This is a genomic window from Pseudomonas sp. M2, assembly GCF_015751845.1.
Taxonomy (GTDB): domain Bacteria; phylum Pseudomonadota; class Gammaproteobacteria; order Pseudomonadales; family Pseudomonadaceae; genus Aquipseudomonas; species Aquipseudomonas putida_E.
Window position 1 is genome coordinate 1865594 of the sequence record NZ_JADOUD010000001.1, and the last position, 20419, is coordinate 1886012.

Annotated in this window: 18 protein-coding genes and 1 riboswitch; of the genes, 12 read left to right on the forward strand and 6 right to left on the reverse strand. The window is 62.5% G+C overall.

The window, feature by feature from the left end; translation table 11 throughout:
- Window positions 1–12 precede the first annotated feature (12 nt).
- Entirely contained in the window at window positions 13–1074 is a 1062-nt protein-coding gene (gene epd / locus IWW33_RS08730; RefSeq protein ID WP_046785048.1) for an erythrose-4-phosphate dehydrogenase, read from the reverse strand.
- A gap of 157 nt (window positions 1075–1231) precedes the next feature.
- On the reverse strand, window positions 1232–3229 hold the full coding sequence (gene tkt, locus IWW33_RS08735) for a transketolase (protein ID WP_119688164.1): 1998 nt from the start codon (window positions 3227–3229) through the stop codon (window positions 1232–1234).
- A 226-nt stretch (window positions 3230–3455) separates the two neighbouring features.
- Here tkt and IWW33_RS08740 point away from each other — a divergent pair, with 226 nt between their 5' ends.
- From IWW33_RS08740 to IWW33_RS08760, 5 genes are all read left to right on the forward strand, one after another.
- A complete protein-coding gene (locus tag IWW33_RS08740) occupies window positions 3456–4448 on the forward strand; it encodes a metalloregulator ArsR/SmtB family transcription factor (protein ID WP_046785046.1) in 993 nt (330 codons plus the stop codon).
- A 19-nt stretch (window positions 4449–4467) separates the two neighbouring features.
- Window positions 4468–5658, forward strand: coding sequence for a methionine adenosyltransferase (gene metK / locus IWW33_RS08745; RefSeq protein ID WP_046785045.1), 1191 nt, complete (start codon window positions 4468–4470; stop codon window positions 5656–5658).
- A 167-nt stretch (window positions 5659–5825) separates the two neighbouring features.
- On the forward strand, window positions 5826–7529 hold the full coding sequence (gene ligB, locus IWW33_RS08750) for an NAD-dependent DNA ligase LigB (protein WP_119688163.1): 1704 nt from the start codon (window positions 5826–5828) through the stop codon (window positions 7527–7529).
- Window positions 7530–7661: 132 nt separating this feature from the next.
- A complete protein-coding gene (locus IWW33_RS08755; RefSeq protein WP_115273429.1) occupies window positions 7662–8057 on the forward strand; it encodes a DUF1090 domain-containing protein in 396 nt (131 codons plus the stop codon).
- Between the two features lie 126 nt (window positions 8058–8183).
- Window positions 8184–8579 carry a DUF1090 domain-containing protein gene (locus tag IWW33_RS08760; RefSeq protein WP_039601823.1) on the forward strand — a complete coding sequence of 132 codons (396 nt, stop codon included), beginning with the start codon at window positions 8184–8186 and terminating at the stop codon, window positions 8577–8579.
- Window positions 8580–8635: 56 nt separating this feature from the next.
- Here the strand turns inward: IWW33_RS08760 and IWW33_RS08765 are convergent, their stop codons facing one another.
- Entirely contained in the window at window positions 8636–9082 is a 447-nt protein-coding gene (locus IWW33_RS08765) for a cytochrome c (RefSeq protein ID WP_115273428.1), read from the reverse strand.
- A 115-nt stretch (window positions 9083–9197) separates the two neighbouring features.
- Here IWW33_RS08765 and IWW33_RS08770 point away from each other — a divergent pair, with 115 nt between their 5' ends.
- Complete coding sequence (locus tag IWW33_RS08770; RefSeq protein ID WP_046785041.1) at window positions 9198–10349, forward strand: murein transglycosylase A; 1152 nt, start codon at window positions 9198–9200, stop codon at window positions 10347–10349.
- Window positions 10350–10398: 49 nt separating this feature from the next.
- Here the strand turns inward: IWW33_RS08770 and IWW33_RS08775 are convergent, their stop codons facing one another.
- Together IWW33_RS08775 and IWW33_RS08780 are read right to left on the reverse strand one after the other, a co-directional pair.
- Complete coding sequence (locus tag IWW33_RS08775) at window positions 10399–10785, reverse strand: MAPEG family protein (protein ID WP_012312435.1); 387 nt, start codon at window positions 10783–10785, stop codon at window positions 10399–10401.
- Between the two features lie 25 nt (window positions 10786–10810).
- Window positions 10811–11644 carry an EamA family transporter gene (locus IWW33_RS08780; RefSeq protein WP_115273427.1) on the reverse strand — a complete coding sequence of 278 codons (834 nt, stop codon included), beginning with the start codon at window positions 11642–11644 and terminating at the stop codon, window positions 10811–10813.
- 202 nt (window positions 11645–11846) lie between these two features.
- Here IWW33_RS08780 and IWW33_RS08785 point away from each other — a divergent pair, with 202 nt between their 5' ends.
- Window positions 11847–13082 (forward strand): sodium:proton antiporter, encoded by a 1236-nt coding sequence (locus tag IWW33_RS08785; RefSeq protein ID WP_115273426.1) that lies wholly within the window; start codon window positions 11847–11849, stop codon window positions 13080–13082.
- A gap of 51 nt (window positions 13083–13133) precedes the next feature.
- Here the strand turns inward: IWW33_RS08785 and IWW33_RS08790 are convergent, their stop codons facing one another.
- Window positions 13134–13535 (reverse strand): hotdog domain-containing protein, encoded by a 402-nt coding sequence (locus tag IWW33_RS08790; protein ID WP_012312432.1) that lies wholly within the window; start codon window positions 13533–13535, stop codon window positions 13134–13136.
- A gap of 179 nt (window positions 13536–13714) precedes the next feature.
- Window positions 13715–13811: riboswitch (S-adenosyl-L-homocysteine riboswitch) on the forward strand.
- Between the two features lie 20 nt (window positions 13812–13831).
- Here IWW33_RS08790 and ahcY point away from each other — a divergent pair.
- The 5 genes from ahcY (at window position 13832) to IWW33_RS08815 (ending at window position 20415) form a co-directional block, all read left to right on the forward strand.
- Window positions 13832–15241, forward strand: coding sequence for an adenosylhomocysteinase (gene ahcY / locus IWW33_RS08795; RefSeq protein ID WP_046785039.1), 1410 nt, complete (start codon window positions 13832–13834; stop codon window positions 15239–15241).
- Window positions 15242–15406: 165 nt separating this feature from the next.
- Window positions 15407–16252: a methylenetetrahydrofolate reductase [NAD(P)H] gene (gene metF / locus IWW33_RS08800; RefSeq protein ID WP_119688161.1), complete on the forward strand. Its 846-nt coding sequence runs from the start codon at window positions 15407–15409 to the stop codon at window positions 16250–16252.
- Between the two features lie 94 nt (window positions 16253–16346).
- A complete protein-coding gene (locus IWW33_RS08805; RefSeq protein WP_174140999.1) occupies window positions 16347–17423 on the forward strand; it encodes a hypothetical protein in 1077 nt (358 codons plus the stop codon).
- Between the two features lie 76 nt (window positions 17424–17499).
- A complete protein-coding gene (locus IWW33_RS08810) occupies window positions 17500–18288 on the forward strand; it encodes a transporter substrate-binding domain-containing protein (protein WP_046785036.1) in 789 nt (262 codons plus the stop codon).
- 216 nt (window positions 18289–18504) lie between these two features.
- Window positions 18505–20415 (forward strand): DEAD/DEAH box helicase, encoded by a 1911-nt coding sequence (locus IWW33_RS08815; protein WP_174141000.1) that lies wholly within the window; start codon window positions 18505–18507, stop codon window positions 20413–20415.
- Window positions 20416–20419 lie beyond the last annotated feature (4 nt).

Here is a 20419-nt window from a genome sequence, read left to right on the forward strand (position 1 = left end):
GAATGCAGTCCTTCAGGGCTGTTTGGTGCGGGTTGGGTGGACGACGTGCAGATAATGTTCGGCAACGTCGAGCATACGGTTGGCAAAACCCCATTCGTTGTCGAACCAGGCCAGCAGGTTCACCAGGCGGGGGCCCGAGACGCGTGTCTGGCTGGCATCGACGATCGCCGAATGCGGGTCATGGTTGAAATCACAGCTGGCGTGGGGTAATTCGGTGTAAGCCAGCAAGCCTTTGAGCGGGCCATCCAGCGCCGCCTCGCGCAGCACCCGATTGACTTCGACCGCACTGGTGTCACGGGCGGTCTGCAGGGTGATGTCCAGGCACGACACGTTGACGGTAGGCACGCGTACCGCTTTGGCCTGTATTCGCCCGGCAAGTTCCGGCAGCAGGCGCTCGATACCACGCGCCAGGCCAGTGGACACCGGGATCACCGACTGGAAAGCCGAGCGCGTACGGCGCAAATCCTCATGATGGTAGGCATCGATCACCGGCTGGTCGTTCATTGCCGAGTGAATGGTGGTGATCTGTACGTACTCGATGCCGAACGCCTGGTCCAGTACCCGCAGCAGCGGTACGCCACAGTTGGTGGTACAGGAGGCGTTGGACACCAGGCGCTCGGTGCCGGTCAGGCAAGCCTGGTTGATGCCGTAGACCACCGTCGCATCCACATCGGCCTCGCTGGCCATGGGCTGCGAGAACAGCACACGCGGCGCACCGGCATCAAGAAAGCGCTGGCCATCGGCACGGGTGTGATAGGCGCCGGAACACTCCAGCACCAGGTCGATGTCCAGGGCGGCCCAGTCGACGCCCTCGGGGGTGGCACTGCGCATGACCTTCACGCAGTCGCCATTGATATGCAGACAGTCGCCGTCGACCTTCACGTCGCCGGGGAATCGGCCGTGAGTGGAGTCGAAGCGTGTCAGGTATTCCACACTGGCCTGGTCGGCCAGGTCGTTCAATGCAACGATTTCGAAGCCAGCCTTTGCCCCACGCTCAAACAGTGCGCGCAGGACACAGCGGCCGATGCGGCCGTAACCGTTGAGTGCAACTTTGTAGGGACGCGGGTGGGGCATTGGTGGGCTCGCTAACGCATGGTGGCTGTTGGGGCCGCGTTGCGGCCCATCGCGACACAAGGCCGCTCCTACAGGCACCGCGCCAACATCGAGGCTGCGCGGTAACTGCAGGAGCGGCCTTGCGTCGCGATGGAGGGCCAAGCCCTCCAGGGTTGCATCAGTCTTCCAGCAGCTCTTCGGCAGTACCCAGGATGTTCTCCAGGGTGAAGCCGAACTCCTCGAACAGTGCGCTGGCCGGAGCCGATTCACCGTAAGTGGTCATGCCGATGACACGGCCTTCGAGGCCCACGTACTTGTACCAGAAGTCGGCATGAGCCGCTTCGATGGCGATGCGGGCACCCACTTGCAGCGGCAGTACGGACTGCTTGTAGGCCGCATCCTGTGCGTCGAACACGCTGGTGCTCGGCATCGACACGACACGCACCTTGCGGCCCTGCTCGGTCAGCTTGTCGAACGCCTGAACGGCCAGGCCCACTTCCGAACCGGTGGCGATCAGGATCAGCTCGGGCTCGCCGGCGCAGTCCTTGAGCACGTAACCGCCGCGGGCGATATCGGCGATCTGCTGGGCGTCGCGGTCCTGATGCTGCAGGTTCTGGCGCGAGAAGATCAGCGCCGATGGGCCGTCCTTGCGCTCCAGGGCGTGCTTCCAGGACACAGCCGACTCGACTGCGTCGGCCGGGCGCCAGGTGTCCAGGTTCGGCGTGCTGCGCAGGCTGGTCAGTTGCTCGATCGGCTGGTGGGTCGGGCCGTCTTCGCCCAGGCCGATGGAGTCGTGGGTGTACACATGGATGACGCGCTGCTTCATAAGGGCGGACATGCGCACGGCGTTACGGGCGTATTCCATGAACATCAGGAACGTCGCGCCGTAAGGCACCAGGCCGCCGTGCAGGGCAACCCCGTTCATGATCGCGGTCATGCCGAACTCGCGCACGCCGTAGAACACGTAGTTGCCGCTGGCGTCGTTGGCGTCCACACCCTTGCAGCCCTTCCACAGGGTCAGGTTGGAGCCGGCCAGGTCGGCCGAGCCGCCAAGGAATTCCGGCAGCAGTGGGCCGAAGGCATTCAGGGTGTTCTGGCTGGCCTTGCGGCTGGCGATGGTCTCGCCCTTGGCAGCGACTTCAGCGATGTAGGCAGCGGCCTTTTCGGAGAAGTCGGCTGGCAGATCACCGCTCAGACGGCGCTTGAGTTCGCTGGCCAGTTCCGGGAAGGCGGCGGCATAGGCATCGAACCGCGTGTTCCACTCGGCTTCAGCCTTGGCGCCTGCTTCTTTGGCGTCCCATTCGGCGTAGATGTCGGCAGGAACTTCGAACGGAGCGTGGTTCCAGTTCAGTTCCTTGCGGGCCAGGGCGATTTCGTCGTTGCCCAGCGGAGCACCGTGGCAGTCTTCCTTGCCCTGCTTGTTGGGCGAGCCGAAACCAATGATGGTCTTGCAGCAGATCAGGGTCGGACGGTCGCTCTTGCGCGCAGTCTCGATAGCCGTGCGGATCTCGTCGGCGTCGTGGCCGTTGACGTTGCGGATCACCAGCCAGTTGTAGGCCTCGAAGCGCTTGGGGGTGTCGTCGGTGAACCAGCCTTCCACTTCACCGTCGATGGAAATGCCGTTGTCGTCATAGAAGGCCACCAGCTTGTTCAGGCCCAGGGTGCCGGCCAGCGAGGCGACTTCGTGGGAGATGCCTTCCATCATGCAGCCGTCGCCGAGGAACACGTAGGTGTTGTGGTCGACGATGTTGTGGCCTTCGCGGTTGAACTGGGCACCCAGCACTTTCTCCGCCAAGGCAAAGCCCACGGCATTGGCCAAACCTTGGCCCAGCGGGCCGGTGGTGGTTTCCACACCCGGGGTGTAGCCGAACTCGGGGTGGCCCGGGGTACGGCTATGCAGCTGGCGGAACGACTTGAGGTCGTCGAGGGTGACGTCGTAGCCGGTCAGGTGCAGCAACGAGTAGATCAGCATCGAGCCGTGGCCGTTGGACAGCACGAAGCGGTCACGGTCGGCGAAGCTCGGGTTGCTCGGGTTGTGCTTCAGATAGTCGCGCCAAAGCACTTCGGCGATATCCGCCATGCCCATGGGGGCACCTGGGTGGCCGCTGTTGGCCTTTTGCACGGCATCCATGCTGAGGGCACGAATGGCGTTGGCACGTTCACGACGGCTGGGCATCGCTTATCTCCTGGGGCTTGAATAGGTGGTGTAACGAAAAAGGCGGCCATTTTCCCCCACTGGGGGGCTGGGGGCAAACATTTAAGCGGCAAGCGGCAAGCTTTAAGCAGCAAGAGAAAGCCGAAGCGTGCGCGCAAGGCTCTATTTCTTGCAGCTCATCGCCAATATCAAAACTTTTTGATATTGGTCTTGCTAGGGCAACGATGCCTGTCTAGACTGCCGCGTCATGAACCTCCGTGCGCAACCGATCCCTCAGCGAAGCGACACACTGGCAGCCCTGTGCAAAGCCAGTGGCGACGAACTGCGCCTGAATGTCCTGCGCGCCTTGGCCAGCGACTCGTTCGGCGTCCTGGAGCTGGCACAGATTTTCGACATCGGGCAGTCGGGCATGAGCCATCACCTCAAGGTTTTGGCCCAGGCCGAGCTGGTGGCTACGCGCCGCGAAGGCAATGCGGTTTTCTACCGCAGGGCCCTGCCCGACAGCCACCGCCTGGGCGGCCGCCTGCACACCGCGCTGCTCGAAGAGGTCGACGACCTGGCACTGCCGCTGGACGTGCAGGCGCGCATCGCTCAGGTGCAACAACGCCGCGCCGCCACCAGCCAGGACTTTTTCCTGCGCGTGGAAGAAAAGTTCCGCGCCCAGCAGGACCTGATCGCCGGCCTGCCGCAGTACCGCGAAAGCCTGCTGGCGCTGCTCGACACACTGAATTTCGAGCCGACCGCCAGCGCGCTGGAAGTCGGCCCCGGCGACGGCGGCTTTTTGCCCGACCTGGCCCGGCGCTTCGCCTGTGTCACAGCCCTGGACAACAGCCCGACCATGCTCGAGCTGGCGCGCCAGGTCTGCGAACGCGAACGCCTGGATAATGTAAACCTGCAGTTGGCCGATGCACTGGGTGCAACGGATGTGGAAGCCGACTGCGTTGTGCTGAACATGGTCCTGCACCATTTCAGCGACCCGGCCCTGGCCCTGCGCCTTTTGGCCAAACGGGTGAAGGCAGGCGGCAGCCTGCTGGTCACCGAACTGTGCAGCCACGATCAGGATTGGGCGCGGGAAGCCTGCGGCGATCTCTGGCTTGGTTTTGAACAGGACGACCTGGCCCGTTGGGCCAACGCTGCCGGGCTGGCCCCGGGGGACAGCCTCTATGTGGGCTTGCGTAACGGTTTCCAGATACAGGTCCGCCATTTTCAGCGGACGGCTGGCGACACACACCATCGGTAAATTTTAGGAACCCGTCGAGATGAGCGAATACTCCCTTTTCACCTCCGAGTCCGTGTCCGAAGGGCATCCGGACAAGATCGCCGACCAGATTTCGGATGCGGTCCTGGATGCCATCATCACCCAGGACAAATACGCCCGCGTGGCGTGTGAAACCCTGGTCAAGACCGGTGTCGCCATCATCGCCGGCGAAGTCACCACGTCGGCCTGGGTCGACCTGGAAGAGCTGGTGCGCAAAGTCATCATCGACATCGGCTACAACAGCTCCGACGTCGGCTTCGACGGCGCCACCTGCGCCGTGATGAACATCATCGGCAAACAGTCGGTGGACATCGCCCAAGGCGTCGACCGCTCCAAGCCGGAAGACCAGGGCGCGGGTGACCAGGGCCTGATGTTCGGCTACGCCAGCAACGAAACCGACGTGCTGATGCCGGCGCCGATCTGCTTCTCGCACCGCCTGGTCGAGCGTCAGGCCGAAGCGCGCAAATCCGGGCTGCTGCCTTGGCTGCGCCCGGACGCCAAGTCCCAGGTCACCTGCCGCTATGAAAACGGCAAGGTAGTCGGCATCGACGCGGTGGTCCTGTCGACCCAGCACAACCCTGAAGTCTCGCAAAAAGACCTGCAGGAAGCCGTGATGGAGCTGATCGTCAAGCACACCCTGCCTGCCGAACTGCTGCACAAGGACACCCATTACCACATCAACCCGACCGGCAACTTCATCATCGGTGGCCCGGTGGGTGACTGTGGCCTGACCGGCCGCAAGATCATCGTCGACTCCTACGGCGGCATGGCCCGTCACGGTGGTGGCGCGTTCTCCGGCAAGGACCCGTCCAAGGTCGACCGCTCCGCCGCCTACGCCGGCCGTTACGTAGCCAAGAACATCGTCGCCGCCGGCCTGGCCGAACGTTGCGAGATTCAGGTGTCCTACGCCATCGGCGTAGCCCAGCCGACCTCCATCTCGATCAACACCTTCGGTACCGGCAAGGTCTCGGACGACAAGATCATCCAGCTGGTGCGTGAGTGCTTCGACCTGCGTCCGTACGCCATCACCAAGATGCTCGACCTGCTGCACCCGATGTACCAGGAAACCGCTGCCTACGGCCACTTCGGCCGTACCCCGCAGCAGAAGACTGTCGGCGACGACACCTTCACCACCTTCACTTGGGAGCGCACCGACCGCGCCCAGTCGCTGCGTGATGCTGCCGGCCTGTAATTTCTCCTGCAGCGGTGCATCGAAGCCCTTGCCGAGTGATCGGCAGGGGCTTTTTTGTAGTTTCCATGGTATCGCCCCTCGACACATCACCTGACAACTGAACCCGCCAACCTCCCCCACGCTTGCCTAGCCTGAACACTCCACTCCGCCACGCAAGGATGCTGGCCATGTCACCTTTCCTGCGCCTCGCCGCCCTGTTGCTGCTCCACACATCCATCGCCCAAGCCGGCCACTGTCCAGACTGGGATGCCAAGCAAGCCAGAACCGAAGTTGCACAACTGCGCACCACCCTGGCCAACTGGGACGACCATTACCACCGCCAGGGTATAGCGCTCGTAGCCGATGAGCTCTACGACCAGGCCCGACACCACCTGCTACACCTGCAACAGTGCTTTGGCCTGGAACCCACAGGCCCAAGCCCACTGGCCAGCGCACGCGGCCCAATTGCCCACCCCGTTGCCCACACTGGCGTCGAGAAACTCCCTGACGCAGCTGGCGTTGCACGCTGGATGACCGGCAAGAAGGGCGTGTGGGTGCAACCGAAAGTCGACGGAGTGGCGGTCTCGCTGGTCTATCGCCAAGGCCGGCTGGTACAGCTGCTCAGCCGCGGTGATGGCCGCCAAGGGCATGACTGGAGCCGCCACATCAAGGACCTCGACAGCATCACCCGGCAATTGCCTCAGCCGCTGGACGTCGTATTGCAAGGCGAGTTGTACCTACGCCTGCAAGCGCACGTGCAAGCTGAGGCAGGCAGCAGCAATGCGCGCGGTAGCGTGGCCGGGATGCTGGCGCGCAAGCAGCTTGGCCCGAAACTGGGCGCGAGCATCGGCCTGTTCGTCTGGGACTGGCCGCATGGGCCTGACAACCAGGGCGAGCGCCTCACACAACTTGCAGCCTGGGGGTTCCCCGACAGTCAGCGTTTCAGCACAGCTATCGACACCCCCGCGCAAGCTACCCACTGGCGCCTGCACTGGTATCGCTCACCGCTGCCCTTTGCCACCGACGGCGTGATTCTGCGCCAGGACAGCCGCCCGCCAGCCGCCCGCTGGCGGCCCAACGCCCCCTATTGGATCGCCGCGTGGAAATACCCCTTCGCCCAGGCGCTGGCAGAGGTGCGCGACGTACGCTTTCTAATCGGCCGCACCGGCAGGGTGACGCCAGTGCTCAAGCTGCAGCCGGTCACCCTGGACGACCGCCGGATCAGCCAAGTCAGCCTCGGCTCCATGGCCCGCTGGCAAACCTTGGACATTCGCCCAGGCGACCGGGTGGCGATCAGCCTAGCCGGGCTGACCATTCCACGTTTCGAAAAGGTGGTCCACCGCGCTGTCGAGCGACAACCGCTGACGGTACCTGTACCTGGAAGATACGGTCCTCACAGTTGCTGGCAAGCCGGCGAGGGGTGTGAAGAGCAGTTCATCGCCCGCCTGGCCTGGCTCGGGGGCAAGCAAGGGCTGGCCATGCCAGGCGCCGGCCCGGGCACCTGGCGGCTGCTGGTGCACGCGGGCCTGGTCACATCGCTGACGGACTGGTTGGCGCTCGATGCCCAGCAACTGCAACAAGTGCCGGGCATCAGTGAAGTCAAAGCCATGCGGCTGCAACGCGGTTTCGACATTGCCCGCTCCAGGCCTTTCGCCCATTGGCTGAGAGGCCTTGGCGTGCCTGCCCACGGCAACGTGCCTGAGCATGAGTACTGGCCGGCGCTTGCCAGCCGTTCCCCCAGCGAATGGCAAGCCTTGCCCGGCATAGGCGAAACACGCGCCAGGCAGCTCGCAGACTTCTTCGCCCAGGGAGAAGTACAGCGCATTGCAACACATCTGGGGAACAATGGCGTCGACGGTTTTCACATGGCTGAAGAGGCCAAATCCCACTAGCGAATGCGCAACGACCTGTAAGGGGATTTCCGAATCTGAGCCTGGAAAAACCTGCCAAGGGTTTATAAATCGGTAAAACCAAGGCAGGATTTCCCCACTTTCTGCTGCCCCGCCCCGTCCAAGAGGCTTTTCATGAAACGTATTTCCACCCTTTTCGTGCTGGCAACGCTGGCTTTTTCAGCTAACGCCGCCCAGCCCGCCAAAGAACAACCCGCGCTCACCGGTTGCGCAGCCAAGCGCCAAGCGATTGCTGAACAGATCGAACAGGCCAAGGCCCACAACAACAGCAACCAACAGGCCGGGCTGGAAAAAGCGCTGAGCGAAGTTGACGCGAACTGCACCGATGCCGGCTTGCGCAAAGAGCGCGAACAGAAGGTGCTCGAGGCGCGCCACGAGGTCAACCAGCGCACCAAGGACCTGGACAAGGCCATGAAGAAGGGCGACCCGGAGCGCATCAACAAGCGCAAAGACAAACTTGCCGAGGCGAAAAAGGAGTTGCAGGAAGCTGTCGAAGACCTGGAGCGTTGACAGCAAGTTCCTACTCCTCTTGGCTTGTAGGACTTTTCTGAAGTTACCCACTGAAGGGTTCACTTGGTCTTAGGGAAGGGGCACCATCGCAGCGCTACTGCCATATGCCCCTACAAGGAGGCTTCCATGAAAGTTGTTTCTTCCGTAGTCATGCTGGCTGTTCTCGGTTTGAGCGCATCCGCCGCCCAAGCAGCTCAGCCCACGCCTGGCTTGACCGGTTGCGCAGCCAAACGCAGCGCCATCGAAAACCAGCTGCAATATGCCAGGGCGCACAATAATTCGGGTGAGATCCGCGGCCTGGAGAAGGCCCTGCAGGAGAACACCGAGCACTGCACCGATGCCGGCTTGAAAGAAGAGCGTGAACAAAAAGTGCGCGAAGCCGAAGCAGAAGTCCAAGAGCGGGAAGCAGACCTGAAGCAGGCGCAGGCAAAAGGCGAAGCGAGCAAAATTGCCAAGCGCGAAAAGAAACTGGCCGAATCCAAAGCAGAACTCGAAGACGCCAAAGCCGAATTGACCAAGTAATCTGAGCCTTCAGTCACGCGCGCCAGCCAGCAGTCCGCAAACTATTGGCTGGCGCATCAATGATTACGAAACTCTGTATGGCAGGCCTTGCAGGCTGCCTCGACCTTGTCCATAGGTGCCTTGAGCATCGCCGCATCCAGCGGCTGCTTGCGTGTCACCGCCAGCAACTCGCCTGTCACCCCTTCCAACGCTTGCGCCAAGTCATGAAAGCGCGCCTGACGCTCCCAGACCTCGGGCCGCGCACTGCTGTCGCCATCATCCTTTACCTGCGGAAAATGCTGCCAGGGCGCATGGGCCAGGCTATCGAGTTTCACCGCACCCTCGGAAAACTTAGCCCCATCGAACGGCAACCGCCCGCGCAGCATGCCACCCATGTCCTCGCTGGTCTTGAGCATCTGCTTGAAGATCGCCTTGCGCTGCCCCAAGGGTGAGTTAGGATCGACACGGTCGCAGGCTACCAGGGACAGGCTGATCAGCAGTATGGCGGTGAAACATTTGAACATCACAGTCACATTGGCAGAGGAAAGGGCCACCAGTATCCTCGCCTGCCATGCAAAGACCAATACCCTTACGAACACTATGGGCAGCCATCCGCTGCTGCCCTCCAAGGATTCAACCATGAAATCTGCTCTGCGCCATCTCGCCTGGGCGCTGCCGGCCCTGGCCTTGCTGGCCGGCTGCAACGGCGGCGAAAACGCCAAGCCCGAACCCCACGCCGTCGCTACTTACACCCCTGCGGCTTGGGCCGACCTGCCCAGCGTCAGCGACAGCGACCTGGTCGCGGGTTTCAACGCCTGGCGCACTGGCTGTGAAAAGCTCAAGCGTGATCCGGTGTGGGCCGCCACGTGCGAAGCAGCACAGCCGATTGCCCTGGAGGCGCCCCAGGTGCGCACGTTCCTGCAAGCGCAATTGCAGGTCTATGGCCTGCGCTCGGCCGAGAACAACGCCAATGGCCTGATCACCGGCTACTACGAACCGGTCTACCCCGGCAGCCTGACACGCACCGAAGCGGCCAATGTACCGGTGTATGGCATCCCCGATGACATGATCGTGGTCGACCTGGCCAGCGTTTACCCGGAACTGAAGGGCAAGCGCCTGCGAGGCCGCCTCGACGGCCGCGTGCTCAAGCCCTATGACACCGCCGAGGTGATCTACCGGGACGGCGTGAAGGCCCCGGTACTGGCGTGGTTGACCGACCCGATGGACCTGCAGTTTCTGCAGATCCAGGGCTCTGGCCGGGTAAAGCTGGAAGATGGCCGTCAATTGCGCTTGGGCTACGCCGACCAGAACGGCCACCCGTACCGGCCGATAGGTCGCTGGCTGATCGAGCAGGGCCAGTTGAAGAAGGAAGACGTGAGCATGGGCGCCATTCATGCCTGGGCTCAGGCCAATCCGCAGCGTGTGCCGGAATTGCTGGCGAGCAACCCCAGCTATGTATTCTTCAGCACCCGCCCTGACAGCAACGAAGGCCCGCGCGGCTCGCTGAATGTGCCGCTTACCGCGGGCTACAGCGTGGCCATCGATCGCAAGGTCATTCCATTGGGCAGCCTGCTTTGGCTGTCCACCACACGCCCGGACGGCACACCGGTGGTTCGGCCGGTGGGCGCTCAGGATACCGGTGGCGCGATTACCGGCGAAGTGCGTGCGGACCTGTTCTGGGGCACCGGGCCTGAGGCCGGCGAACTGGCGGGGAACATGAAGCAGCAGGGGCAGATCTGGATGCTATGGCCAAAGGGCAAGCCACTGCCTGAAGTACCCAAAGTCCTTTGACTGGCTGCTGCCCTCCTCGCGGCTCACACGCGAGGAGGGCAGCCAGGCTTCAGGCCGAAACGACGAAGAACGACACGATCAGGGCCACCCCGGCGAACCACACCAGCGAGCGCAAAGCCGCCCAGTCCGCCAGATAGCAGATGATGTAAAGCAGCCGACTGGTGATGTACAAGACCCCCAGCACGTCCTGCGTCACCTGCTCGGCATTGCCCACGATATCGGCCACCAGCACCGCCGCGGCAAATGCCGGAAACGCTTCATAGCTGTTCTGCTGGGCGGCATGGGCACGCCGTGGCAGGCCCGATAATGTGTCGAGGAAGGCGCGTGGGTCGTGATTGTCCTTCAAGCCGAAACGGCCACTGCTCACCTTGGCGATCAAGGCGCACAGCGGCGGCAGGAACAATGCGATCAGGATGCACCACAGGGCAACGGTCATGGACAGGACTCCTTCAGTCGTTAGGTTAGAGCTTCATCACCAGCATGCCTGCCAGTACCAGCCCGCAAGCTAGGAGTCTCGGGCCGCCAAAAGGTTCTTTGAGGTAGCGCATGCCCAGCAGTACCACCAGGATGACGCTCAGCTCGCGCAAGGCCGCCGCCTCGGCCACCGAACCCAGATGCATGGCCCACAATACCAGCGCGTAGCTGAACAACACGCAAAAGCCCACTGCCAACCCCAAGCGCCACTGGGTGCGCCAGAACAGCACGAACGGCCCCCGCCGTGCCACACAGGCCAGCAGCGGAAACGGCCAGGCGCTGAGCAGGGTCAGCCATACCAGGTAGTCCCAGGGCTTACCCCACAACCGCACGGCCTGCCCGTCGAACCAGGTGTAGCAACCGATGCACAGGCCGATCAGCGCCACCACTGGCAGCATCGACCAGGGCAGGCGCTCACCCCCACCTCCCTGCCACAGCAGGCACGCCATGCCACACGGGATCAGCAATATGCCGATGATTTGCTGCTGGCTGAGCGACTCGCCGGCGAACGCCAGGGTCAGCCCCAGCACCACCAGCGGTGACAGGCCACGCATCAGAGGATAGACCAGCCCCAGATCGCCTACCCGATATGCCTGGATCAGCAGGAATCGGTACAACTGCTCGGCCAATGCCGAGGCGATCAGCCAAGGCCAGATCTCGGCAGGCGGCAGGTCCACGAAGGCCACTGCGAGCACGGCAAAGGCCAGGGCTACCGAGTCCATGCTGGCGATCACCAGCAAGCGCTCGCCACTGAATTTGATCAGGGTGTTCCAGGTCGCGTGCAGCAATGCCGCGATCAATACCAGGGAAGTTGCCAGCACGCCTTCAGGTCCTTGTGACGTTATCAGCCACTGAATATATAGCCTTGGTAGTGACAATGGGCGCGAGGCGGTTCTGCATCAAATGCGGAACGAAACCAGCCAACCAGGTCAAAAACTGTGTCCCGAGACCCTCGCCAGATCATCAAAGAACTGCCCGAGCCATTCGGGTTACGACTTGGAAGCCATTGTTACAGGATTTGGGATGCTTGAATTAGTTGCTGCGTTTATCTGCCTCACAACACTCCTCACCTACGTCAATTACCGCTTTATCGGCCTGCCCCCCGCCATCGGCGTGATGGTCACGGCACTGCTGTTCTCGCTGATGCTGCAGGGGCTTAGCCTGATCGGCTTCCCGGGCCTTGAAGAACGCGTCGAAGGGCTGATGAACCAGATCGACTTCAATGACCTGCTGATGCACTGGATGCTGGCGTTTCTGCTGTTCGCCGGCGCACTGCACGTCAACCTCACCGATCTGCGCAGCTACCGCTGGCCGATCGGGCTGCTGGCAACGCTCGGCGTGCTGATCGCCACCGTGGTGATCGGCTTTCTGTCGCACTGGGTCTTTGCGCTGTTCGGCTGGCAGGTGCCGCTGATCTACTGCCTGCTGTTCGGTGCACTGATCTCGCCCACCGACCCGATCGCTGTGCTAGGGGCCCTGCGGACCGCTAACGCCTCCAAACCGCTGAAGACCACCATCGTCGGCGAGTCTCTGTTCAACGACGGCACCGCCGTGGTGGTGTTCACCGTCCTGCTGGGCATCATTCAACTGGGTGAAACGCCAAGCATCACTGACACAGCGATCCTGTTCGCCCGCGAAGCCATTGGCGGGGCGGTGTTTGGCGGGCTGCTCGGTTACGCCACCTACCGCATGATCAAAAGCGTCGAGCAGTATCAGGTCGAGGTCATGCTGACCCTGGCGCTGGTCATCGGTGGTTCGGCGATGTGCTACGAGCTGCACGTCTCGGCACCGATCGCGATGGTCGTGGCCGGGCTGATCATCGGCAACCTGGGGCGCAACCTGGCGATGAACGACATGACCCGTCGCTACCTGGACGGTTTCTGGGAGTTGATCGACGACATGCTCAACGCCCTGCTCTTCGCCCTGATCGGCCTGGAGCTGTTGCTGCTGCCGTTCAACTGGCTGCACCTGGCGGCTGGCAGCGTGCTGGCGCTGGCGGTGCTGCTGTCGCGGCTGCTGACCGTGGCCCCGGCGATCGTGCTTTTGCGCCGCTGGCGCAGCGTGCCCAAAGGCACCGTGCGGGTACTGACCTGGGGCGGCCTGCGCGGTGGCGTTTCGGTAGCCCTGGCACTGTCGCTGCCATTGGGCGAGGAGCGTGACCTGCTGCTGTCGATCACCTACATCGTGGTGCTGTCGTCGATCCTGGTGCAGGGCTTGAGCATCGGGCGGGTGGTGCGCAAGGTCAGCGCACAACCCTGAAAACCCAGGGCCGTCTTGCCGGCGAAAGGGCTGCGAAGCAGCCCCATCACGTTATTCCACCGCGCTGTCCGGAAACTGGTCCTGAACATATTTGATCTCGGTGCGCCCGTGGGCCGCCGGCTGGCCATCCTCGCCCAGGTTGACGAAGACCATCTTGTCGACAGTCAGGATGCTCTTGCGGGTGATCTTGTTGCGCACTTCACACTTGAGGGTGATCGAGGTGCGGCCGAACTCGGTTGCGGTGATGCCCAGCTCGATGATGTCGCCCTGGCGCGAGGCACTGACGAAGTTGATCTCCGACATGTACTTGGTCACCACACGCTGGTTGCCCAGCTGGACGATGGCGTAGATCGCCGCCTCTTCGTCGATCCAGCGCAACAGGCTGCCGCCGAACAGTGTGCCGTTGGGGTTGAGGTCTTCGGGTTTTACCCATTTGCGGGTGTGAAAGTTCATCTGTACTCCTGACCTGCTTGGCTAACGTGCGGTAATGATGGCAGAGCGGCCGGCGCCGCTCCATTGATCATCGACTATCGTCGCTATTAATCGACAGAAAACCTTGGGCGATGACTCCCGCCAAGGCTATAATCTGCGCCGATTCACATGGCCACCCGCCGCGGTGCCATGCCCGCCACCTGTCCGAGGGGCGCTGCAGCAGGGTCATCCTGTCAGGCTCGGATGGGGCGTTGTCCGCTCCCGCGGACGCTCAACGCACAACGGCGCCCATTCGCACACTACGAATGGAGGCTCTCATGAGCGCTGTAAACACGCCTGCAGGTTTTACCGATTTCAAAGTCGCAGACATCTCCCTGGCCGCCTGGGGTCGTCGCGAAACCATCATCGCCGAATCGGAAATGCCTGCCCTGATGGGCCTGCGTCGCAAGTACCTCGCCGAGCAGCCGCTCAAGGGTGCGAAGATTCTGGGCTGCATCCACATGACCATCCAGACTGCCGTGCTGATCGAAACCCTGGTTGCCCTGGGTGCCGAAGTGCGCTGGTCGTCCTGCAACATCTTCTCCACTCAGGACCAGGCCGCAGCCTCCATCGCTGCCGCCGGTATCCCGGTGTTCGCCTGGAAAGGTGAAACCGAGGAAGAGTACGAGTGGTGCCTGGAGCAGACCATCCTCAAGGATGGCCAGCCATGGGACGCCAACATGATCCTCGACGACGGCGGTGACCTGACCGAGCTGCTGCACAAGAAGTACCCGGCCGTGCTGGACCGCGTCCACGGTGTCACCGAAGAAACCACCACCGGCGTGCACCGCCTGCTGGACATGCTGGCCAAAGGCGAGCTGAAGGTCCCGGCGATCAACGTCAACGACTCGGTCACCAAGAGCAAGAACGACAACAAATACGGCTGCCGTCACAGCCTGAACGACGCCATCAAGCGCGGTACCGACCACCTGCTGTCGGGCAAGCAGGCCCTGGTGATCGGCTACGGTGACGTGGGCAAGGGTTCTGCGCAGTCGCTGCGCCAGGAAGGCATGATCGTCAAGGTCACCGAAGTTGACCCGATCTGCGCCATGCAGGCGTGCATGGACGGCTTCGAGCTGGTCTCGCCGTTCATCGACGGTATCAACGACGGCACCGAAGCCAGCATCGACAAGGCTCTGCTGGGCAAGATCGACCTGATCGTCACCACCACCGGTAACGTCAACGTCTGCGACGCCAACATGCTCAAGGCCCTGAAGAAGCGCGCCGTGGTCTGCAACATCGGCCACTTCGACAACGAGATCGACACCGCCTTCATGCGCAAGCACTGGGCATGGGAAGAGGTCAAGCCGCAGGTCCACAAGATCCACCGTACCGGCGCTGGCGACTTCGACCCGCAGAACGACGACTACCTGATCCTGCTGGCCGAAGGCCGCCTGGTGAACCTGGGCAACGCCACCGGCCACCCAAGCCGCATCATGGACGGTTCGTTCGCCAACCAGGTACTGGCACAGATCTTCCTGTTCGAGCAGAAGTTCGCTGACCTTTCGGCCGAGAAGAAAGCCGAACGCCTGACCGTTGAAGTACTGCCCAAGAAGCTCGACGAAGAAGTGGCCCTGGAAATGGTCCGCGGCTTCGGCGGCGTGGTCACCAAGCTGACCCAGCAACAGGCCGACTACATCGGCGTGACTGTCGAAGGCCCGTTCAAGCCGCACGCCTACCGCTACTAAGCGGCAAGCTTGAAGCTGCAAGCGGCAAGAAAAGGCAGACCGTGCCCTTGCCGCTCGCAGCTTCAGCACCCACGATCTTGAACGATGCCAAGCCAGATCGGCCATCACCGATCTGGCTTTTACTTGCAGCTTGCCGCTTGAAGCTTGCTGCTTGAGGAACGAGTGATGTCACAAGAACGCCGCTACAGTTTCGAATTCTTCCCGACCAAGACCGACGCCGGTCATGAAAAGCTGATGGGTGTTGCCCGCCAGCTGGCTGGCTGCAACCCGGACTTCTTTTCCTGCACTTACGGTGCCGGTGGCTCCACCCGCGACCGCACGCTGAACACCGTGCTGCAGCTGGAAAGCGAAGTGAAGGTGCCTGCCGCCCCGCACCTGTCGTGCGTCGGCGACACCAAGGACGAGTTGCGCGCGCTGCTCGCCCAATACAAGGCTGCCGGCATCAAGCGCATCGTCGCCCTGCGCGGCGACCTGCCGTCGGGCATGGGCATGGCAAGTGGTGAACTGCGTTATGCCAGCGACCTGGTCGAGTTCATCCGCCAGGAAACCGCTGATCACTTCCACCTGGAAGTGGCCGCCTATCCGGAAATGCACCCGCAGGCACGCAACTTCGAAACCGACCTGGCCAACTTCGTGCACAAGGTCAAGGCCGGTGCCGACAGCGCCATCACCCAGTACTTCTTCAACGCCGACAGCTATTTCTACTTTGTCGAGCGCGCACAGAAGCTGGGCGTGGAAATTCCTGTAGTGCCCGGCATCATGCCGATCACCAACTACAGCAAGCTGGCGCGCTTCTCCGACGCTTGCGGCGCCGAAATCCCGCGCTGGATCCGCAAGCAGCTGGAAGCTTATGCCGACGATACCGCCAGCATCCAGGCCTTCGGTGAAGAAGTCATCACCCGCATGTGCGAACAACTGCTGCAAGGCGGCGCACCGGGCCTGCATTTCTACACCTTGAACCAGGCAGAGGCGAGCCTGGCGATCTGGAACAACCTGAAGCTGCCTCGCTGAAATCATTTGGTAAAATCCTATTCAGAAATGCTTAAGGCTTTAGTCATAGACTAAGGCCTTATTTCATTTCCGGTTCAGACGGGTCTTGCCAGCCATGCAACATTTCACACCCCAGCGCCCTCAACTGGTTTACCTGGCCTTCGGCCCTGCCACCTATCATCAGGAGGCCTGCTTCAGCATCGTCAGCGCCCTGGCCCACCTGGGCACGGCTGCGGGCGAGGCCATGGATATACAGGTCTACACCGACAACCCCGAGCCCTACGGCAAGCTGCCGGTTACCGTTCATCTGCTCGATGAGGCAACGCGCAAGGCCTGGAACGAACCTCACGGCTACCATTTCCGCAGCAAGCATGTCGTGTTGCGCCAAGTCCTCCAGCAGCATTCGCAGGCCGTGCTGATCGACACCGACACATTCTTCCGCAAGTCGCCGCTGAACCTGTTCCAGCGGGTCAAAGCCGGCAGCCTGCTGTGCAACGCTATCGGCGGGCGCTACGGCGCAAATCAGCAGTGCCTGCTCTACCAGAACCTGCAGAACATTCTCCAGGCGCGGGGCTTGGCAGACGGCCAGATGCCTATGGTCAACTCCGGGGTGATTGGCCTGACCGCCGAAGATGCGGGGATACTAGACCACTCGATCGCGATGATGGACGAATTCCATCCACTGGTTCGCACGGCCTATACGCTGGAAGAGTTCTGCCTGGCGGTCGCCGCCTACCGCAAGCTGGCGCTGGCTGAATGCACCGATGTCATCCATCACTACTGGAGCCGCAAGGCTCAGTTCCGGGCCAAGATACAGGCCTGGCTGCGCAAGCAGGCAGACCAGCCACTTAGCGCCGCCGCCTTGGCCGACGTGCTGTTGGTGAATGACCAGTTGCCGCGCCCGCCGACCTTGCAACGCCTGGGTTACAAGGCCATGAGCCTGACCCTGCCCAGCCGCGAGCGCCAGTTTGCCCGCGAACTGTTGTATGGCAGCTACCCCTACCCCAACGAATTTGACCGTGCCTGCGCACCCGCCTGGTGGGACAAGGCACTGCAGAATCTCAATGAGCGTTATGGCCCAATGGAGCCGGAGCAATTACGCCAGTGCCTGCGCCACCCATGCCTGCGCCTCTCGCTCGGCGCCCAACGCAAGGAAATCGAAGCGCATCTGCTGCAGTCCGCACAGCGTTGAGCGTACTACTCCCGCGAAGGTGCTGCCTCAGCGCCTGCAACTGGCCTTACCCAAGCCGAGCGCGTAATCTCGCCTCATGCCGTTCATCGTCCGCTTCTTCTGCATCCTGCTGCTCGCCTGCCTGAGCCCCATGGCGCAGGCCGAACGCCTGCGCCTGGTTACCGATGACTGGGCGCCTTATGTGTACCAGCACAACGGCCAGCCCAAGGGCATAGATTACGAAGTTACCACTGAGGTGTTCAGGCGCCTGGGTGTCGAGCTGGAGTGGGAATTCATGCCTTGGAAGCGATGCCTGGCAATGATCGAACAGGGCCAGGCCGACGGGGTCATGGACATCTTCAAAGTGGACTCGCGCCAGGCATACATGGTCTACCCGCTGGAGCCCATGTCGGATGTCGAATTCGTGCTGTATCAATCCAGCCGCCGTCGCCATGCCATAACCCGACTGAGCGACCTCACCGACCTGACTGTCGGCACCTCACCGGGCTATGCCTATGGAGCACAGTTCAACGATGCATCAGGCTTTCGGCGTGAAGCGGCGCCAAGCCACGAAGCCAATTTTGGCAAGCTGGTGCTCGGGCGCATCGATTTGCTGGTTACCGACCGCCTGGTCGGGCGCTACCTGCGCCGCCAACTCGGCCTGGAGCAACAGGTAGAGGAACTGCCACTGGTCATCAGCCGTCAAGCGCAATACCTGGGGCTGGCACGCAAACCTGGCCGCGATGCCTTGGCGCTGGCGTTTACCGAAGGGCTGCGGCGCTTCAAGCAGGAGCCCGCTTACCTAGCGATAATCGAACGCTATATCGGCAGCACTGACCACCTTCCTCACACCGTTGAGCAGCAGGAAAGCAGCACACAGCGATAGCTCTGTTATACTCGGGCCTTCCCGCCCGGCTCACGCCCGGACGCTCGGCCTCGCAACAGGCATCCCGATCGGCACCGACGCACCTTGCGTCCTAACTCCGTTTTCCGGATGTGCAGTGAAAGCCCAGCTGGACCGGACGCGATCGCATCTCACCGATGCCCGTCGCGCCAGGCAGAATATCCCTACGGGCCCAGCCCCCACAGAACAGGATTGCCCATGTCCTTTGCTTCCCTCGGTCTCTCCGAGGCACTTGTCCGCGCTATCGAGGCTGCGGGCTATACCCAGCCGACTCCGGTGCAACAGCGGGCGATTCCCGCCGTGTTGCAAGGCCGCGACCTGATGGTCGCCGCACAGACAGGTACTGGTAAAACCGGCGGTTTCGCCCTACCGATCCTTGAGCGCCTGTTCCCGGCAGGCCACCCGGACAAATCCCAGCGCCACGGCCCGCGCCAACCGCGCGTGCTGGTCCTGACCCCGACCCGCGAACTGGCGGCTCAGGTACACGACAGCTTCAAGGTTTACGCTCGCGACCTGCCGCTGGTCAGTGCCTGCATTTTCGGCGGCGTTGGCATGAACCCGCAAATCCAGGCCATTGCCAAGGGTGTCGACGTCCTGGTGGCCTGCCCGGGCCGTCTGCTCGACCTGGCAGGGCAAGGCCGTGTCGACCTGGCCCACGTGGAAATCCTGGTCCTGGACGAAGCCGACCGCATGCTCGACATGGGCTTCATCCACGACGTCAAGAAGGTCCTCGCCCGCCTGCCGGCCAAACGGCAGAACCTGCTGTTCTCGGCGACGTTCTCCAAAGACATCACTGACCTCGCCGACAAGCTCCTGCACAACCCTGAGCGCATCGAGGTCACCCCACCGAACACCACCGTCGAGCGTATCGAGCAGCGCGTCTACCGCCTGCCCGCCAGCCACAAGCGCGCGCTGCTGGCCCACCTGATCACGCTCGGCGCCTGGGAGCAGGTACTGGTATTCACCCGTACCAAGCACGGCGCCAACCGTCTGGCCGAGTACCTGGAAAAGCACGGCCTGAGCGCCGCGGCCATCCACGGCAACAAGAGCCAGAACGCTCGTACCAAGGCACTGGCCGACTTCAAGGCCAACAGCGTACGCGTACTGGTCGCCACCGACATTGCCGCCCGTGGCCTGGACATCGACCAACTGCCGCATGTGGTCAACTTCGAACTGCCCAATGTCGAAGAAGACTACGTTCACCGTATCGGCCGCACCGGCCGTGCCGGCCGCTCGGGCGAGGCCATTTCCCTGGTCGCGCCGGACGAAGAAAAACTGCTCAAGAGCATTGAGCGGGTCACCAGGCAGAAGATCGCCGATGGCGACCTGATGGGCTTCGACCCAAGCCAGGTGGAGGCCGAGAAGCCTGAGGTGCGTGAACGCCCGCAGAACAACGGTCGCGGCGGCCGCAATCAGCAGGCCCGTGGTGACGGTGGCAAAGATGGCAGTGGCGGCCGCAAGGACAAGGGCAAGGATAAAGGCAAGGCCAAGCAGCAGGCCGCCGACAAGCCTGCCGACAAGGAAAAGCCCGCCGACAAGCAGCAACAGCCGCGCAAGCCGCGTGACAAGAAGCCGCGCCAACAGCAAGCCAGCCAGAACACTGTACCTAAGGCACCGGCCGACCGTGCTCCGGATGAATTCCTGGACGACGAAATCGACAACTTCGGTAACCGTGCCGACTACGTCAGCCCCTACCAGAATGCCAAGAACCAGGGCCGCAACCGTCGCCCGGGTGCCAATGCCGGCGCTGGTCAAGGCCAGGCCAACCCTGGGCGCAGCAACAGTGGTGGCAGCAACAGTGGTGGTGGCCAAGGGCGTAACGGCGGCCAGCCGCGCAGCGCCAGTGGCGAGAAACGCCCGCCGCGCAACAACAAGGGAGGTGATGCGCGCCGCGATAGCAACGGTGGTGGCCGCAACCGTTCGGCCGGCCGTGATGACGCATCCCGTCAGGAGCCGGCAGTACGTAGCTCGCGAGAGCCGCAAAACCAGCCTGTGATCATCCGCAAGGAATCCAAGCTCGACCGTTTCCCAACGCCTGAGCAACTGGAAGACCTGCCAAGCCGCCCACGTGGTGAGCGGCCTGCGTTACTGACCCGCAAAGGCGGCTAACGCT

Excerpts from the sequence above, each read along its gene's own strand:
- epd (WP_046785048.1), bottom strand. The coding sequence starts at position 1,074 with ATGCCCCACCCGCGTCCCTACAAAGTTGCACTCAACGGTTACGGCCGC.
- tkt (WP_119688164.1), bottom strand. The coding sequence starts at position 3,229 with ATGCCCAGCCGTCGTGAACGTGCCAACGCCATTCGTGCCCTCAGCATG.
- IWW33_RS08740 (WP_046785046.1), top strand. The coding sequence starts at position 3,456 with ATGAACCTCCGTGCGCAACCGATCCCTCAGCGAAGCGACACACTGGCA.
- metK (WP_046785045.1), top strand. The coding sequence starts at position 4,468 with ATGAGCGAATACTCCCTTTTCACCTCCGAGTCCGTGTCCGAAGGGCAT.
- ligB (WP_119688163.1), top strand. The coding sequence starts at position 5,826 with ATGTCACCTTTCCTGCGCCTCGCCGCCCTGTTGCTGCTCCACACATCC.
- IWW33_RS08755 (WP_115273429.1), top strand. The coding sequence starts at position 7,662 with ATGAAACGTATTTCCACCCTTTTCGTGCTGGCAACGCTGGCTTTTTCA.
- IWW33_RS08760 (WP_039601823.1), top strand. The coding sequence starts at position 8,184 with ATGAAAGTTGTTTCTTCCGTAGTCATGCTGGCTGTTCTCGGTTTGAGC.
- IWW33_RS08765 (WP_115273428.1), bottom strand. The coding sequence starts at position 9,082 with ATGTTCAAATGTTTCACCGCCATACTGCTGATCAGCCTGTCCCTGGTA.
- IWW33_RS08770 (WP_046785041.1), top strand. The coding sequence starts at position 9,198 with ATGAAATCTGCTCTGCGCCATCTCGCCTGGGCGCTGCCGGCCCTGGCC.
- IWW33_RS08775 (WP_012312435.1), bottom strand. The coding sequence starts at position 10,785 with ATGACCGTTGCCCTGTGGTGCATCCTGATCGCATTGTTCCTGCCGCCG.
- IWW33_RS08785 (WP_115273426.1), top strand. The coding sequence starts at position 11,847 with ATGCTTGAATTAGTTGCTGCGTTTATCTGCCTCACAACACTCCTCACC.
- IWW33_RS08790 (WP_012312432.1), bottom strand. The coding sequence starts at position 13,535 with ATGAACTTTCACACCCGCAAATGGGTAAAACCCGAAGACCTCAACCCC.
- ahcY (WP_046785039.1), top strand. The coding sequence starts at position 13,832 with ATGAGCGCTGTAAACACGCCTGCAGGTTTTACCGATTTCAAAGTCGCA.
- metF (WP_119688161.1), top strand. The coding sequence starts at position 15,407 with ATGTCACAAGAACGCCGCTACAGTTTCGAATTCTTCCCGACCAAGACC.
- IWW33_RS08805 (WP_174140999.1), top strand. The coding sequence starts at position 16,347 with ATGCAACATTTCACACCCCAGCGCCCTCAACTGGTTTACCTGGCCTTC.
- IWW33_RS08810 (WP_046785036.1), top strand. The coding sequence starts at position 17,500 with ATGCCGTTCATCGTCCGCTTCTTCTGCATCCTGCTGCTCGCCTGCCTG.
- IWW33_RS08815 (WP_174141000.1), top strand. The coding sequence starts at position 18,505 with ATGTCCTTTGCTTCCCTCGGTCTCTCCGAGGCACTTGTCCGCGCTATC.